The 11,883-nt window shown below is 63.9% G+C and carries 15 protein-coding genes and 1 tRNA gene; 9 read left to right on the forward strand and 7 right to left on the reverse strand.

Annotation, left to right across the window (positions count from 1 at the left end):
* Positions 1-39 precede the first annotated feature (39 nt).
* From P9239_RS16600 to hisC, 5 genes are all read left to right on the forward strand, one after another.
* Positions 40-116 (forward strand) — tRNA-Gln (locus tag P9239_RS16600).
* Between the two features lie 47 nt (positions 117-163).
* A complete protein-coding gene (locus P9239_RS16605; RefSeq protein ID WP_175939311.1) occupies positions 164-1,117 on the forward strand; it encodes a ribose-phosphate pyrophosphokinase in 954 nt (317 codons plus the stop codon).
* A gap of 146 nt (positions 1,118-1,263) precedes the next feature.
* Entirely contained in the window at positions 1,264-1,881 is a 618-nt protein-coding gene (locus P9239_RS16610; protein WP_309752787.1) for a 50S ribosomal protein L25/general stress protein Ctc, read from the forward strand.
* 139 nt (positions 1,882-2,020) lie between these two features.
* Positions 2,021-2,623 (forward strand): aminoacyl-tRNA hydrolase, encoded by a 603-nt coding sequence (gene pth / locus P9239_RS16615; protein WP_309752789.1) that lies wholly within the window; start codon positions 2,021-2,023, stop codon positions 2,621-2,623.
* A 21-nt stretch (positions 2,624-2,644) separates the two neighbouring features.
* Entirely contained in the window at positions 2,645-3,715 is a 1,071-nt protein-coding gene (gene hisC / locus P9239_RS16620; protein ID WP_309752791.1) for a histidinol-phosphate transaminase, read from the forward strand.
* A 3-nt stretch (positions 3,716-3,718) separates the two neighbouring features.
* On the opposite strand, the gene P9239_RS16625 is transcribed toward hisC, so the two are convergent.
* Entirely contained in the window at positions 3,719-3,976 is a 258-nt protein-coding gene (locus P9239_RS16625) for a YfhL family 4Fe-4S dicluster ferredoxin (RefSeq protein WP_309752793.1), read from the reverse strand.
* 224 nt (positions 3,977-4,200) lie between these two features.
* On the opposite strand from P9239_RS16625, the gene P9239_RS16630 reads away from it, so the two are divergent.
* Positions 4,201-4,425 carry a hypothetical protein gene (locus tag P9239_RS16630; RefSeq protein ID WP_309752796.1) on the forward strand — a complete coding sequence of 75 codons (225 nt, stop codon included), beginning with the start codon at positions 4,201-4,203 and terminating at the stop codon, positions 4,423-4,425.
* A gap of 12 nt (positions 4,426-4,437) precedes the next feature.
* On the opposite strand, the gene P9239_RS16635 is transcribed toward P9239_RS16630, so the two are convergent.
* Positions 4,438-5,007, reverse strand: coding sequence for a hypothetical protein (locus P9239_RS16635; protein WP_309752798.1), 570 nt, complete (start codon positions 5,005-5,007; stop codon positions 4,438-4,440).
* A 92-nt stretch (positions 5,008-5,099) separates the two neighbouring features.
* Here P9239_RS16635 and P9239_RS16640 point away from each other — a divergent pair, with 92 nt between their 5' ends.
* The gene (locus P9239_RS16640) at positions 5,100-5,450 is read left to right on the forward strand and encodes a winged helix-turn-helix domain-containing protein (RefSeq protein WP_309752800.1); all 351 of its coding nucleotides are present in this window, start codon (positions 5,100-5,102) and stop codon (positions 5,448-5,450) included.
* 12 nt (positions 5,451-5,462) lie between these two features.
* Here P9239_RS16640 and coaD read toward each other — a convergent pair whose 3' ends face one another.
* Entirely contained in the window at positions 5,463-5,969 is a 507-nt protein-coding gene (gene coaD, locus P9239_RS16645) for a pantetheine-phosphate adenylyltransferase (RefSeq protein ID WP_309752802.1), read from the reverse strand.
* A gap of 108 nt (positions 5,970-6,077) precedes the next feature.
* Positions 6,078-6,713, reverse strand: a complete 636-nt coding sequence (rsmD, locus tag P9239_RS16650) for a 16S rRNA (guanine(966)-N(2))-methyltransferase RsmD (protein ID WP_309752804.1) — start codon at positions 6,711-6,713, stop codon at positions 6,078-6,080.
* A gap of 208 nt (positions 6,714-6,921) precedes the next feature.
* On the opposite strand from rsmD, the gene ftsY reads away from it, so the two are divergent.
* Entirely contained in the window at positions 6,922-8,172 is a 1,251-nt protein-coding gene (gene ftsY, locus P9239_RS16655) for a signal recognition particle-docking protein FtsY (RefSeq protein WP_309754103.1), read from the forward strand.
* Positions 8,173-8,220: 48 nt separating this feature from the next.
* Here ftsY and P9239_RS16660 read toward each other — a convergent pair whose 3' ends face one another.
* The 3 genes from P9239_RS16660 to P9239_RS16670 are packed head-to-tail and all read right to left on the reverse strand — an operon-like array spanning position 8,221 to position 10,208.
* Positions 8,221-8,853, reverse strand: coding sequence for a LysE/ArgO family amino acid transporter (locus P9239_RS16660; RefSeq protein ID WP_309752806.1), 633 nt, complete (start codon positions 8,851-8,853; stop codon positions 8,221-8,223).
* Entirely contained in the window at positions 8,850-9,494 is a 645-nt protein-coding gene (gene maiA, locus P9239_RS16665) for a maleylacetoacetate isomerase (protein WP_309752808.1), read from the reverse strand. The genes P9239_RS16660 and maiA overlap by 4 nt, the downstream gene beginning before the upstream one ends.
* A gap of 15 nt (positions 9,495-9,509) precedes the next feature.
* Positions 9,510-10,208, reverse strand: a complete 699-nt coding sequence (locus P9239_RS16670) for a fumarylacetoacetate hydrolase family protein (protein WP_309752810.1) — start codon at positions 10,206-10,208, stop codon at positions 9,510-9,512.
* Between the two features lie 297 nt (positions 10,209-10,505).
* On the opposite strand from P9239_RS16670, the gene ybiB reads away from it, so the two are divergent.
* A complete protein-coding gene (gene ybiB / locus P9239_RS16675) occupies positions 10,506-11,477 on the forward strand; it encodes a DNA-binding protein YbiB (protein WP_309752812.1) in 972 nt (323 codons plus the stop codon).
* The last annotated feature ends 406 nt before the right edge of the window (positions 11,478-11,883 follow it).

An 11,883-nucleotide genomic window follows, 5' to 3' on the forward strand; every position in this document is an offset into this window, starting at 1 on the left:
TATGTCCTACACTTCCCGGCAAGAATCAAGGTTTAGTGTAGGGGAGTCGCCAAGTTGGTCAAGGCACCGGATTTTGATTCCGGCATGCGAGGGTTCGAGTCCTTCCTCCCCTGCCATTCTTTCTCGCGTTTTCCTCACGCCTCCAGCCGCAGACAGGTGCACGATGAGCAGTGACGGCCTGATGGTTTTTACTGGCAACGCGAATCCCGCGCTTGCTCAGGAAGTCGTCAAAATTCTTGGAATTCCTCTCGGCAAGGCGATGGTCAGCCGTTTCTCCGACGGCGAAATCATGGTCGAGATCCAGGAAAACGTTCGAGGCAAAGACGTATTCGTTCTTCAGTCCACGTGCGCACCGACGAACGATAACCTGATGGAACTCATGATCATGGTCGATGCGCTCAAGCGCGCATCCGCAGGCCGGATCACCGCAGCCATCCCCTACTTCGGCTATGCGCGCCAGGACCGCCGTCCGCGTTCCGCCCGCGTGGCTATCTCGGCGAAGGTCGTCGCGAACATGCTGGAAATTGCCGGCGTCGATCGCGTGATCACCATGGACCTTCACGCAGATCAGATTCAAGGTTTCTTCGACATTCCCGTCGACAACATCTACGCCACGCCCGTTCTGCTCGGCGATCTGCGCAAGCAGAACCATGATCATCTGTTGATCGTGTCGCCGGACGTCGGTGGTGTCGTGCGCGCCCGCGCGCTCGCCAAGCAGATGAACACGGACCTGGCGATTATCGACAAGCGCCGTCCTAAGGCGAACGTCGCCGAAGTGATGAACATCATCGGTGAAGTCGAAGGCCGCACGTGCGTCATCATGGACGACATGGTCGATACCGCCGGCACGCTGTGCAAGGCTGCGCAGGTGCTGAAGGATCGCGGCGCGAAGCAGGTTTTTGCCTACGCGACGCACCCGGTGCTGTCGGGCGGCGCGGCGGAGCGCATCACGGCGTCGCAGCTCGACGAGCTCGTCGTCACGGACACCATTCCGCTGTCGGCCGAATCTCTGGCATGCCCGAAGATTCGCCCGCTGACGAGCGCGGGACTGCTCGCTGAGACGTTCTCGCGCATCCGGCGCGGCGACTCGGTGATGTCGCTCTTCGCCGAAGGTTAAAGCATTGGCAACACACGCGAAGCTCACGCTTCGCGTGCTTGCATGATCGGCGCGAACGTACGAAGGTTCGCGCCGTTTGTTATGGGATCGTCCATTCCGATGATCCGTATTCCCTGCCTGGTCGCGGGCAGTTATAGGAGTCACAAATGAAAGTCGTCGCTTTCGAGCGTAGCAAGCAAGGTACGGGTGCGAGCCGCCGCCTGCGTAACTCGGGCAAGACCCCGGGTATCGTGTATGGCGGTAGCGCGGACGTTCAACTGGTCGAACTGGACCACAACGCCCTGTGGCACGCCCTGAAGAAGGAAGTGTTCCATTCGTCGATTCTCGACCTGGAAGTCGGTGGCAACTCGCAACAAGTGCTGCTGCGCGATGTGCAATATCACCCGTTCAAGCAACTGGTCCTGCACGTGGATTTCCAGCGCGTCGATGCGTCGAAGAAGCTGCACACCAAGGTGCCGCTCCACTTTATGAATCAGGAAACGAATCCGGCCGTGAAGCTGGCGGGCGCCGTGATCTCGCACGTCGTCACCGAACTCGAAGTGGAATGCCTGCCGGGCGACCTGCCGGAATTCCTCGAAATCGATCTGGCGAAGATCGAAGCCGGCCAGACGATGCACGCGAAGGACATCGCCCTGCCGAAGGGCGTCGCGCTGACCGCGCACGTCGAGGCGGAAAACCCGGTGGTGGCATCGGCAACCGTGCCGGCTGCGAAGCAGTCGGATGCGGCAGGCGACGCAGCTGAAGGCGAAACGCCGGCAGCCTAAGCGGCCAAAGGTGCCTGACGGCGCTGTAGTATCCTCTCGATCCGTTCCAAGAACGGTCGACGTGACCCGCCGGTGTGCAAGCCCCGGCGGGTTTTTTTTCGCATGACAACACGCGGGCTGCGGCTCGCGACGATTCGACATGATCAAGCTGATCGTTGGGCTCGGCAATCCGGGCGCCGAATGCACGGCGACGCGCCATAACGCGGGCTTCTGGTTCGTCGATCAACTGGCGCGCGACGCCGGCGCGACGCTGCGCGACGAACGGCGCTTTCACGGCCACTACGGCAAAGGCCGTTTGCACGGCCACGAGATTCACCTACTGGAACCGCAGACGTTCATGAACCGCTCCGGCCAGTCGGTCGTCGCGGTCGCGCAGTTCTTCAAGATCCTGCCCGACGAGATTCTCGTGGCGCACGACGAACTCGACCTTCCGCCCGGCACCGTCAGAATGAAGCTCGGCGGCGGCAGCGGCGGCCACAACGGGCTCAAGGACATTTCCGCGCATCTGTCGTCGCAGCAATACTGGCGCTTGCGCATCGGCATCGGGCATCCGCGCGATCTGATTCCAGAAGGCGCGCGCGCGGGCGCGAAGCCGGACGTCGCGAACTTCGTGCTCAAGCCGCCGCGACGCGAGGAGCAGGACGTCATCGACCAGTCCATCGAACGCGCGCTTGCCGTCATGCCTTTCGTCGTCGCAGGCGAGACGGAACGCGCGATGATGAACCTGCACCGCAATCCCTGACCACGAAATCTGGAGTCCGCCGTGAGCCGTTTCTGGAGCGATATCGTTCATCGTCTGACGCCGTATGTGCCGGGCGAGCAACCCGCGCTGACGCATCCGATCAAGCTGAACACGAACGAAAATCCGTATCCGCCGTCGCCGCGCGTGGTCGAGGCGATCCGCCGCGAACTCAGTGACGACGGCGCATCGCTGCGCAAGTATCCCGATCCGACGGCTCGCGCGCTGCGCGAGGCGGTCGCGGCGCATCACGGCGTGCGCGTCGAGCAGGTCTTCGCGGGCAACGGTTCCGACGAAGTTCTGGCGCACGCGTTTCAGGCGTTGCTCAAGCGCGAGCTGCCGATTCGCTTCCCGGACATCACATACAGCTTCTATCCGGTATACGCGCAGCTTTACGGCGTGGGCTATGAGACGATTCCGCTCGATGCCGATTTCGCCGTCGACATCGGCGCATACCGCGCGCCGAACGGCGGCGTGCTGCTGCCGAACCCGAACGCGCCGACTGGCCGCGCGTTGCCGCTGGCGGATATCGAAGCGTTGTTGAGAGCGAATCCGGATGTTCCGGTGATTATCGACGAGGCGTATGTCGATTTCGGCGCGCAATCGGCCGTGCGTCTGATCGACGCGTATCCGAATCTGCTCGTCGTGCAGACCACTTCAAAGGCGCGCTCGCTCGCGGGTATGCGGGTCGGCTTCGCGTTCGGCGATGCCGCGCTGATCGAAGGGCTCACGCGTGTGAAGGACAGCTTCAACTCCTATCCGCTCGATCGGCTCGCGCAAGCGGCGGCGATCGCGTCGTACGAAGACGGTGCGTGGTTCGAGGAAAGCTGCGCAAAGGTCGTGGCGAGCCGCGAAAGATTGAACGCGCAGTTGCAGAGGCTGGGATTCGACGTGGTGCCGTCTGCGGCGAATTTCGTGTTCGCGAAGCATCCGGCTCACGATGCCGCCGCGCTCGCCGCCGCCCTCCGGCAGCGCGAGATTTTCGTGCGCCACTTCAGGCTGCCGCGCATCGACCAGCATTTGCGCATTTCGATTGGCACGGACGCCGAGTGCGATGCGCTCACGGCCGCGCTCGGAGAAGTGATCGGCGGATAGGCCTTAGTTGCCCTTTGCCGCCATCAAGGCGTGGTACTTCGTCAGCAATTGCTCCGGCGTTTCCACGTGCGCCGGGTCGCGCGGAATGCACTCGACAGGGCAGACCTGCTGGCACTGCGGTTCATCGAAGTGACCGACGCATTCGGTGCATTTGTTCGGATCGATCACGTAGATGTCCGTACCCATCGAGATAGCGTCGTTGGGGCACTCAGGCTCGCAGACGTCGCAGTTGATGCATTCGTCGGTGATGATCAGAGACATGTCGCAGCCGGCTTTCCGTTAAAAAACAAGAAATTATAGCTCTGCCACGCCGGGATTGCCGGTCCGCGCCGCCCTACAACGCCGCGCGGTTGCTCAACTTCGGCAGGATGCTGCCGTAAACGAACAGTGAACAAGAGATGCTTGTCCCATGGCCGCATCGCTATAATTCTTATAGCGGTCTGCCGTCATCCATCAGCGACGATTCATCACTGTTTGAGCGACCTATGCTTGCGCTTCCCGGCCTCGTTGGATGCTTCCTGCTGCTTCTCGTCTGCGCCTCGTGCCGCCGGCCGGGCGTCAGGTTGTTCACCGTGATCACCTTGTCCAACCGGCAGCGCACACTTACACCCTTGGGCAGCACGCTCTATCTCGTCGTCTGGGTGTTTTGCGTCGCGGTCATCACACTGTCGCTGCTGTTTCCCAACGCATTCATGCACCACGTCGCATAACGGCGCCTCCGACTATTCTTCCAGCCGTTCCGCGCGAGGCAGCCCATTCCTGAACAGGATCGCCAGCACCGCCTTTGCCGCATACAACACGATCAACGCGCCGGCGAGATCGCCCGCGACCATCACGAGGAAACGCTCGACAATGTTCTGCGTGTCGCCTCGCAGCGCGAACCAGATGTGATGCAAAAGCGGATTCGCGATGGAATACGCGAGCGCAAGAATCAGCAGGCGGTTCGCGGTGAGGTTCGCCAGCGACGCCTTGAGTCCGTACCATTCGCGCGCGAGCCGGTACACCGCATAGGGCGCCACCGTTGCGATGATGCCACCCGCGAACGATCGCACCGGATCTTGCGGAAAGAAGTAGAAGAAGTCGACGAGCCAGCTCGCGATCAGCAAGCCGAGCGCGCCGTCGCCGCCCAGAAGGAGCGTGCTGAGCAGCCTTACGCCCGATGGCAGGTAGATCCAGTTGACGCCTCGCACGAATTCGGTGTGCGCGAAGACGCGTTCGTTGAGCCATAGAGAAAGCACGAACACGGCCGCAGTGCCGACCACGGAGACGACGTGCAAGCGCAGATTCGACATGGGAGTAGAATGTCCACCCGTTGTTCATCGGCTTGCATCTTAGCTCACGCAGTTGATGCGGCGCGAGCCGTCACACTGGACGACGCACACGCATGGCCCGCCCCGCCGACATCTATCTCCGTTTCCTGCAACTCGCCGAAGCCCTGCGCGGCCTGCCCGCGCTCGATCCGCTGGAAGAGCGCATCCTCGAGTTCGTCGCGCGCATGAGCCAGAAGAAAGAGCGGCTTTCAGTGCGAGACATGATGGCGCAAAGCCAGTTCGGATCGCCCGCGACGCTGCACGCGCGAATCACGTCGATGCGCGAGAAAGGCTGGATCGTCCTGACCGATACGGGAGACGCGCGCCGCAAGCAGATTGAATTGACGCCCGGCGCGCTGCGATATTTCGACAAGCTCGCCGAAGCGTTCGCCAAAGCAGCGAACAAGAGCGGCTCGCAGGAGTAGGCGGACCCGCGCTCAGGGTGCGGCGGAGTCCTTTTGAGGCGCGGCCGCCACCTTGTCGATCAGCCGCTTTTCGACGGACGGAAACACGAACTTGCTGACATCGCCGCCAAGTTGGGCGATCTCGCGCACGATGGTGCCGGAGATAAACTGATATTGGTCCGACGGCGTCATGAACATGGTCTCGACGTCGGGCAACAAATAGCGGTTCATGCCGGCCATCTGGAACTCGTATTCGAAGTCGGAGACGGCGCGCAAGCCGCGCACGATCACGCGCGCATTGTTCTTCCGCACGAAATCCTTCAGCAGTCCCGTAAAGCTGCTCACCTGCACGTTCGGATAATGCCCGAGCACGTCATGCGCGATATCGAGCCGCTCCTGCAGCGAGAAGAACGGCTTCTTCGCGCGGCTGTCCGCCACGCCCACGACCAGCGTATCGAAAATGCTCGATGCGCGCCGCACGATGTCTTCATGCCCGCGCGTCAGCGGGTCGAATGTTCCCGGGTACACGGCGACAACCATGAGCTTCTCCTCTTTTATTGACTTTGCGCCGCGCCCCTGCGGCCTTCATTCCGGCTCGATGCCCGCTCCGATAGGCCTCGGCCTCGGCGCCCGCATACGGCAGGCGCATTATTCCTCATTTTCGCGGCGCAGCAAATGATAGCGAACGGCGCCCGCCTTGCCCTCGCGGGTCACGGTCCAGCCCGTTAACGCTTCGATGCCGGCGGGTTCCAGCGGCTCGCCGCATTCCACGTAGATGGCGCCATCCGGCGCGGCGAGCGGCGCGGCGAGTTCGAGTGCGCGCGCAAGCAACGCGTGATCGCCGAACGGAGGATCGAGAAAGATCACGTCGAACGATCCGGGGGCGAGGCCCGCCGCGAGTCTTAACGCATCGGCTTCGGCGACTTCGATATTGCGTGCGGCAAGCCGGTCCAGATTCGCGCGAAGCTGCGCGGCGGCGCGCGCACTGCGCTCGACCATCAGCACGCGCGACGCGCCCCGCGACGCGGCTTCGAATCCGAGCGCCCCGCTGCCCGCGAAAAGATCGAGACAACGCTGGCCGTCGAGATCCTGGCCGAGCCAGTTGAAGAGCGTCTCGCGCACGCGATCCGGCGTGGGACGGAGGCCTTCCAGATCGAGCACCGGCAGCGGCGTCCGCTTCCAGTTGCCGCCGATGATGCGGATCGTATGCGGTTTTCCACCGCGCGAAGAAGCGCGCTGGTGAGTAGCCGAAGCGGCCGGGCGTGATGCGGAGGAACGGGACATAAAAGGAGCGTTGAGTGCGAGCGCGCGTGCATCGGACGAGCCGTGCGCGTAAGGAAAGCCAACGTTACCACAGGCGGCTCCCGCACAAGCGCATCAGGCCGCGCCTGATAAAATACGCGGCTTACCTCTTCCTGCGCGGGCCATCGCGCGGCGTTCTTCAGGGAGCGCGCCGGGCCGTCGAATGACGCGCGCATCATCGTCCGAGATCATGTTCAGCTTCTTCAAACGATTCAAAAAGCCGGCTGACGCGCCGCTCGACCCATCCGCCGAGAACACGCCCGAAGCTGCCGAGGACGAAGAAGCGTCCCCGCCCGTCATCGAGGCGGAACTGGAGCGCGAGCCCGCGGTCGATGCCGCGATTCCGGCCGACGCGCCGACCGCGGAGCCGGTTTCCGAACCGCCGGAAGCACCTCAAGCGCCCGAAGCGCCCGCGCAGCCCGCAGCGAGCGACGAAACGAAGCCCTATTGGCAAGGCCGCACGCAATCACAGTGGGTGCGCGCGCCCGAAACCGACGAAGCGAGCGAGGAAGTGCTGCCGCCGCCCGAACCCGACGCCGCCGCGAAGAAGTCGTGGCTGTCGCGGCTGAGGAGCGGTCTCTCGAAGACGAGCTCCAGCCTCACGGGCATTTTCGTCGGCGCGAAGATCGACGAAGACCTGTACGAAGAACTGGAAACTGCGCTGCTCATGTCCGACGCGGGCGTGGACGCCACCGAATTCCTGCTCGAATCGCTGCGCGAGACAGTGCGCGCCGAGCGGCTCGCGGACGCCGCGCAGGTGAAGGCCGCATTGCGCACGTTGCTCGTCGATTTGCTGCGCCCGCTCGAAAAGTCGCTGATGCTCGGCCGCGCGCAGCCGCTCGTGATGATGATCGCGGGCGTGAACGGTGTCGGCAAGACGACGAGCATCGGCAAGCTGGCGAAGCACTTGCAGAGCTTCAATCAGTCGGTGCTGCTCGCCGCCGGCGACACGTTCCGCGCCGCCGCCCGCGAACAACTCACCGTCTGGGGCGAGCGCAACAACGTGACGGTGATCGCGCAGGAAAGCGGCGATGCCGCCGCCGTGATTTTCGACGCAGTGGGCGCCGCCCGCGCTCGCAAGATCGACGTGATGATGGCCGACACCGCCGGCCGCCTGCCGACGCAGTTGCACTTGATGGAAGAGCTGCGCAAGGTGCGCCGCGTGATCGCGAAGGCCATGCCGGACGCGCCTCACGAAGTGCTGCTCGTGATCGACGCGAACACGGGTCAGAACGCGCTCGCGCAAGTGAAGGCGTTCGACGACGCGCTCGGCTTGACCGGTCTCATCGTGACGAAGCTAGACGGTACCGCGAAAGGCGGCATTCTCGCCGCTATCGCGCGGCAGCGGCCGATTCCGGTGTACTTCATCGGCGTCGGCGAGAAAGTCGAGGACTTGCAGCCGTTCAAGGCGGAAGAGTTCGCCGACGCGTTGCTTGGTTGAGTTCTGCGAAAAAAGGGCGTCCGCGAGGCGCCCTTTCTCTTTGCGGCTTCAACGCGAAAACACCAGCGCCGCAGCAATCCACCACATGACACACCCGACAATCACGTCGAGCACGCGCCACGACACGTCTTTCTCGAACCACGGCTCCAGGAGACGCGCGCCATAGCCAAGCGCCGTGAACCAGACGATCGACGAACACATCGCGCCCGCCGCGAACCACGCATTGCCCGGCCACGCATGCCGCGCGCCGATGCCGCCCAAGAGCACGACCGTATCGAGATAAACGTGCGGATTCAGCAGCGACAACGCGACCACGGTGGACGCCGCAGCGAGCGCCGTCTGCGAATCGCCGTCCGATGCGTTCAGATGCCCCGGACCACGCCACGCCGCGACGAACGCACGCAAGCCATAAAGGAACAGGAAGACCGCGCCGGCCCAACGAATCACGTCGAGCAGAAACGGCGCGCGCGCGATCAGCGCGCCCATCCCGCCGACACCGAGCGCGATCAACATGACGTCGATGAACGCGCAGATCGCCACGACGATGCCCACGTGCCGCCGCTTCAGCCCCTGGCGCAGCACGAACGCATTCTGCGCGCCGATCGCGACGATCAGACTCGCCCCTAATCCGGCACCCGACAAGTAACTCGACAGGGCTCCCGCAGAGACCGCCGCCGTCATTCGGCGTCCGGCTGCTGCGCGGGGGCGGCGCGCATGAAGCCGTCGATCTGGTTCGCGAAATCGGCAATGCGCTCGATGGTCGGGTAAGGCGCGAGGTCGATGCCGAAGCGCCGCGCATTGAACACCTGCGGCACGATGCAAAGGTCGGCGATGGTCGGCGTGTCGCCGAACGTCAGCTTGCCGACGCGCGAATCCGTCGCGAGCCGCTTTTCGAGCGACTCGAAGCCCGTTTCCACCCAATGCCGGTACCACGCGTCCTTCGCCTCGTCCGGCACTTTCACCTGATGCTTGAGGTACTTCAGCACGCGCAGGTTATCCAGCGGATGGATCTCGCACGCGACCTGCAACGCCACCGAGCGGACGAACGCGCGGTCCGACGCGCCGCGCGGCAAAAGCGGCGGCTCGGGATGCGTCTCGTCGAGATACTCGATGATGGCGAGCGATTGCGTGAGCACGTCGCCGTCGACGACGAGCGTCGGCACGATGCCGTCCGGATTGAGCGCGCGGTATTCCGGCTTCAGTTGCGCGCCGCCATCGCGCAGCAAATGGACGCCCTCGTACTCGTAGTCGAGTCCCTTCAGATTCAGCGCGATGCGCACGCGATACGCGGCCGAGCTTCGGAAATAGCTGTAGAGCTTCATCGTCCGCGCGCCGCCTCAGACCACGCGCACGGAGAATTCACCGATGCCGTCCACGCCGCCCTTGAGCAGATCACCCTTCACGACCGCGCCGACGCCTTCGGGCGTGCCGGTGAAGATGAGATCGCCGGGGAAAAGCTCGAAAAGCGTCGAGAGATAGGCTACCGTCTCGCCGACCGACCAGATCAGCTGCGAGATGTCGGACCGCTGCTTCTCCTCACCGTTGACGGTGAGCCAGATCGCGCTCTTTTCCAGATGCCCGACTTTCGACACCGGATGAATCGGGCCGAGCGGCGCGGAATGATCGAAGCCCTTGGCCGTGTCCCACGGGCGGCCGAGCTTCTTCGCCTCGGCTTGCAGGTCGCGACGCGTCATGTCGAGGCCGAGCGCATAGCCGTACACGTAGTCGAGGCCTTTATCGGCGGGAATGTCCTTGCCTTGCTTGCCGATGGCCGCGACGAGTTCCATTTCGAAGTGCAGGTTCTTGGTCTGCGACGGATACGGCATTTCGCCCGTCGCGCCCGGCGCGACGTACAACACGGCGTCGGCGGGCTTGCTGAAGAAAAACGGCGGCTCGCGATCGGGGTCGTGGCCCATTTCCCGCGCGTGCGCTTCGTAGTTGCGTCCGACGCAGTAGATGCGGCGCACGGGAAACTGATCGTTCGAACCCGCGACCGGCACGGCGGTCGCCGGCGCCGGGGGAAACACGTAAGTCATCCCGCTCTCCTGTTTGATGTTATTCGAACGCCGGCGCATACACGCTCGCAGCCGGAATCGCAAAAAGCGAGTGTAACGTGCCTGCGCGAATCGTGGCGAGCCTTGTCCGGCGCGGGCGCGCGAGCTTTCGGCTGCCCTGCTGCGATCCTTCGAATCGCCACCGGATGAGATCGGACGCCTGTGCCCGAACTTGCAAGCGGCGCTTAAATGCGATACTGAATGTCATTACCGCATCTCAACCCGCGACGGCGCCGCTCAGGACCACGGAAATGAACGCCCGCTTTGCGCACGCTTCCGATGACCGACACTCCACCTTCTTCTTTCCCCTGCGCGCGCTATATCAAGGAAATCGGGCGCGGCCCGAACGGCGCGCGTGCGCTGTCGCGTGACGACACCTATTCGCTCTACGAAGCCATGCTCGATGGCCGGGTCTCCGACGTCGAACTGGGCGCGGTGCTGCTCGCGTATCGCGTGAAGGGCGAGACGGCGGCCGAACTCGCCGCGATGCTGGCGGCGGCGCATCGTTCGTTCGAGCCGCTGCACGTGCAGGAAGGCCGCGAGCACGCACGCCCCGTTTCGATTCCGAGCTACAACGGCGCGCGCAAGCAGCCGAACCTCACGCCGCTGCTCGCGCTCCTGCTCGCGCGGGAAGGCGTGCCGGTGCTGGTGCATGGCGTCGTCGACGATCCGGGGCGCGTGACCAGCGCCGCGATCTTCGCCGAAGTGGGCATTCCGCACGCCGCGTCGCACGATGAGATCGAGGACAGTCTCGCCTCCCGCCGCCTCGCGTTCGCGCCGGTGACGGCTCTCGCGCCGAAGCTCGCGCGGCTGCTGGACCTTCGACGCGTGATGGGCGTGCGCAATTCGACGCACACGCTCGTCAAGATTCTGCAGCCGTTCGCGGAGCCGGGCTTGCGGCTCGTCAACTACACGCATCCGGAGTATCGCGACAGCCTCACCGCGCTTTTCACCGAGCATCCGGATGCCGCGCAAGGCGGCGCGCTGCTCGCGCGCGGCACCGAAGGCGAAGCGGTCGCGGATACGCGCCGCCAGGTGCAGATCGACTGGTTCCACGACGGCCACGCCGAGACGCTCGTCGCGCCTGAGCGTTCGCAGGCGGACGCGCCCGCCGTCGAACTGCCCGAATCGCTCGATGCCGCCACAACCGCGCGCTGGATCGAAGACGTGATGCGGGGCGACGTGCCGGTGCCGCCCGCCATCGCGCGTCAGGTGGAACTGATCGCAGACGTGGTGCGCCGGCCGGTATAGCGCCGCAATCGGAAAATCCGCATTTGACACTTTCTTCAACGCTGGTTTAAAGTAGGCCAATGCGTTTCACCCAATTCTCCTCCCTCCGAATTATTTCGGGCCGCCTAGCGCGGCCCCTATCGCTACGTCTAGCGTAAGTCGCCAGACGTAGCGGCGCGCGTCGCCAGGCGCGTGTTCCCGCCAGCCGTTCCCGCAGTTCTTTTCCTTACCACCTTGTAGTCGTCAGTTTTTCGTTCGCGCATCCCGCGAATCGAAAACGCGAGGGTCACATGCACGCTGCTTCGCGCACGTTCACGTTGGTCGCAGGCGTCACCGTCGCCGGTGCGCAATGGGATCGCGCGCGCAGTTCCGCTTCGCGTGCTTCATGTGAATCGCGCCGCAGCCGGCCAGCCGCCGGCGTCGGCCG

It is taken from the genome of Caballeronia sp. LZ062, assembly GCF_031450785.1.
Taxonomy (GTDB): Bacteria; Pseudomonadota; Gammaproteobacteria; order Burkholderiales; family Burkholderiaceae; genus Caballeronia.

What these genes read in the sequence shown, in the direction of transcription:
- P9239_RS16605 (WP_175939311.1), top strand. Translation starts at nt 164, where the DNA reads ATGAGCAGTGACGGCCTGATGGTTTTTACTGGCAACGCGAATCCCGCG.
- P9239_RS16610 (WP_309752787.1), top strand. Translation starts at nt 1,264, where the DNA reads ATGAAAGTCGTCGCTTTCGAGCGTAGCAAGCAAGGTACGGGTGCGAGC.
- pth (WP_309752789.1), top strand. Translation starts at nt 2,021, where the DNA reads ATGATCAAGCTGATCGTTGGGCTCGGCAATCCGGGCGCCGAATGCACG.
- P9239_RS16625 (WP_309752793.1), bottom strand. Translation starts at nt 3,976, where the DNA reads ATGTCTCTGATCATCACCGACGAATGCATCAACTGCGACGTCTGCGAG.
- P9239_RS16630 (WP_309752796.1), top strand. Translation starts at nt 4,201, where the DNA reads ATGCTTGCGCTTCCCGGCCTCGTTGGATGCTTCCTGCTGCTTCTCGTC.
- P9239_RS16635 (WP_309752798.1), bottom strand. Translation starts at nt 5,007, where the DNA reads ATGTCGAATCTGCGCTTGCACGTCGTCTCCGTGGTCGGCACTGCGGCC.
- P9239_RS16640 (WP_309752800.1), top strand. Translation starts at nt 5,100, where the DNA reads ATGGCCCGCCCCGCCGACATCTATCTCCGTTTCCTGCAACTCGCCGAA.
- coaD (WP_309752802.1), bottom strand. Translation starts at nt 5,969, where the DNA reads ATGGTTGTCGCCGTGTACCCGGGAACATTCGACCCGCTGACGCGCGGG.
- rsmD (WP_309752804.1), bottom strand. Translation starts at nt 6,713, where the DNA reads ATGTCCCGTTCCTCCGCATCACGCCCGGCCGCTTCGGCTACTCACCAG.
- ftsY (WP_309754103.1), top strand. Translation starts at nt 6,922, where the DNA reads ATGTTCAGCTTCTTCAAACGATTCAAAAAGCCGGCTGACGCGCCGCTC.
- P9239_RS16660 (WP_309752806.1), bottom strand. Translation starts at nt 8,853, where the DNA reads ATGACGGCGGCGGTCTCTGCGGGAGCCCTGTCGAGTTACTTGTCGGGT.
- maiA (WP_309752808.1), bottom strand. Translation starts at nt 9,494, where the DNA reads ATGAAGCTCTACAGCTATTTCCGAAGCTCGGCCGCGTATCGCGTGCGC.
- P9239_RS16670 (WP_309752810.1), bottom strand. Translation starts at nt 10,208, where the DNA reads ATGACTTACGTGTTTCCCCCGGCGCCGGCGACCGCCGTGCCGGTCGCG.
- ybiB (WP_309752812.1), top strand. Translation starts at nt 10,506, where the DNA reads ATGACCGACACTCCACCTTCTTCTTTCCCCTGCGCGCGCTATATCAAG.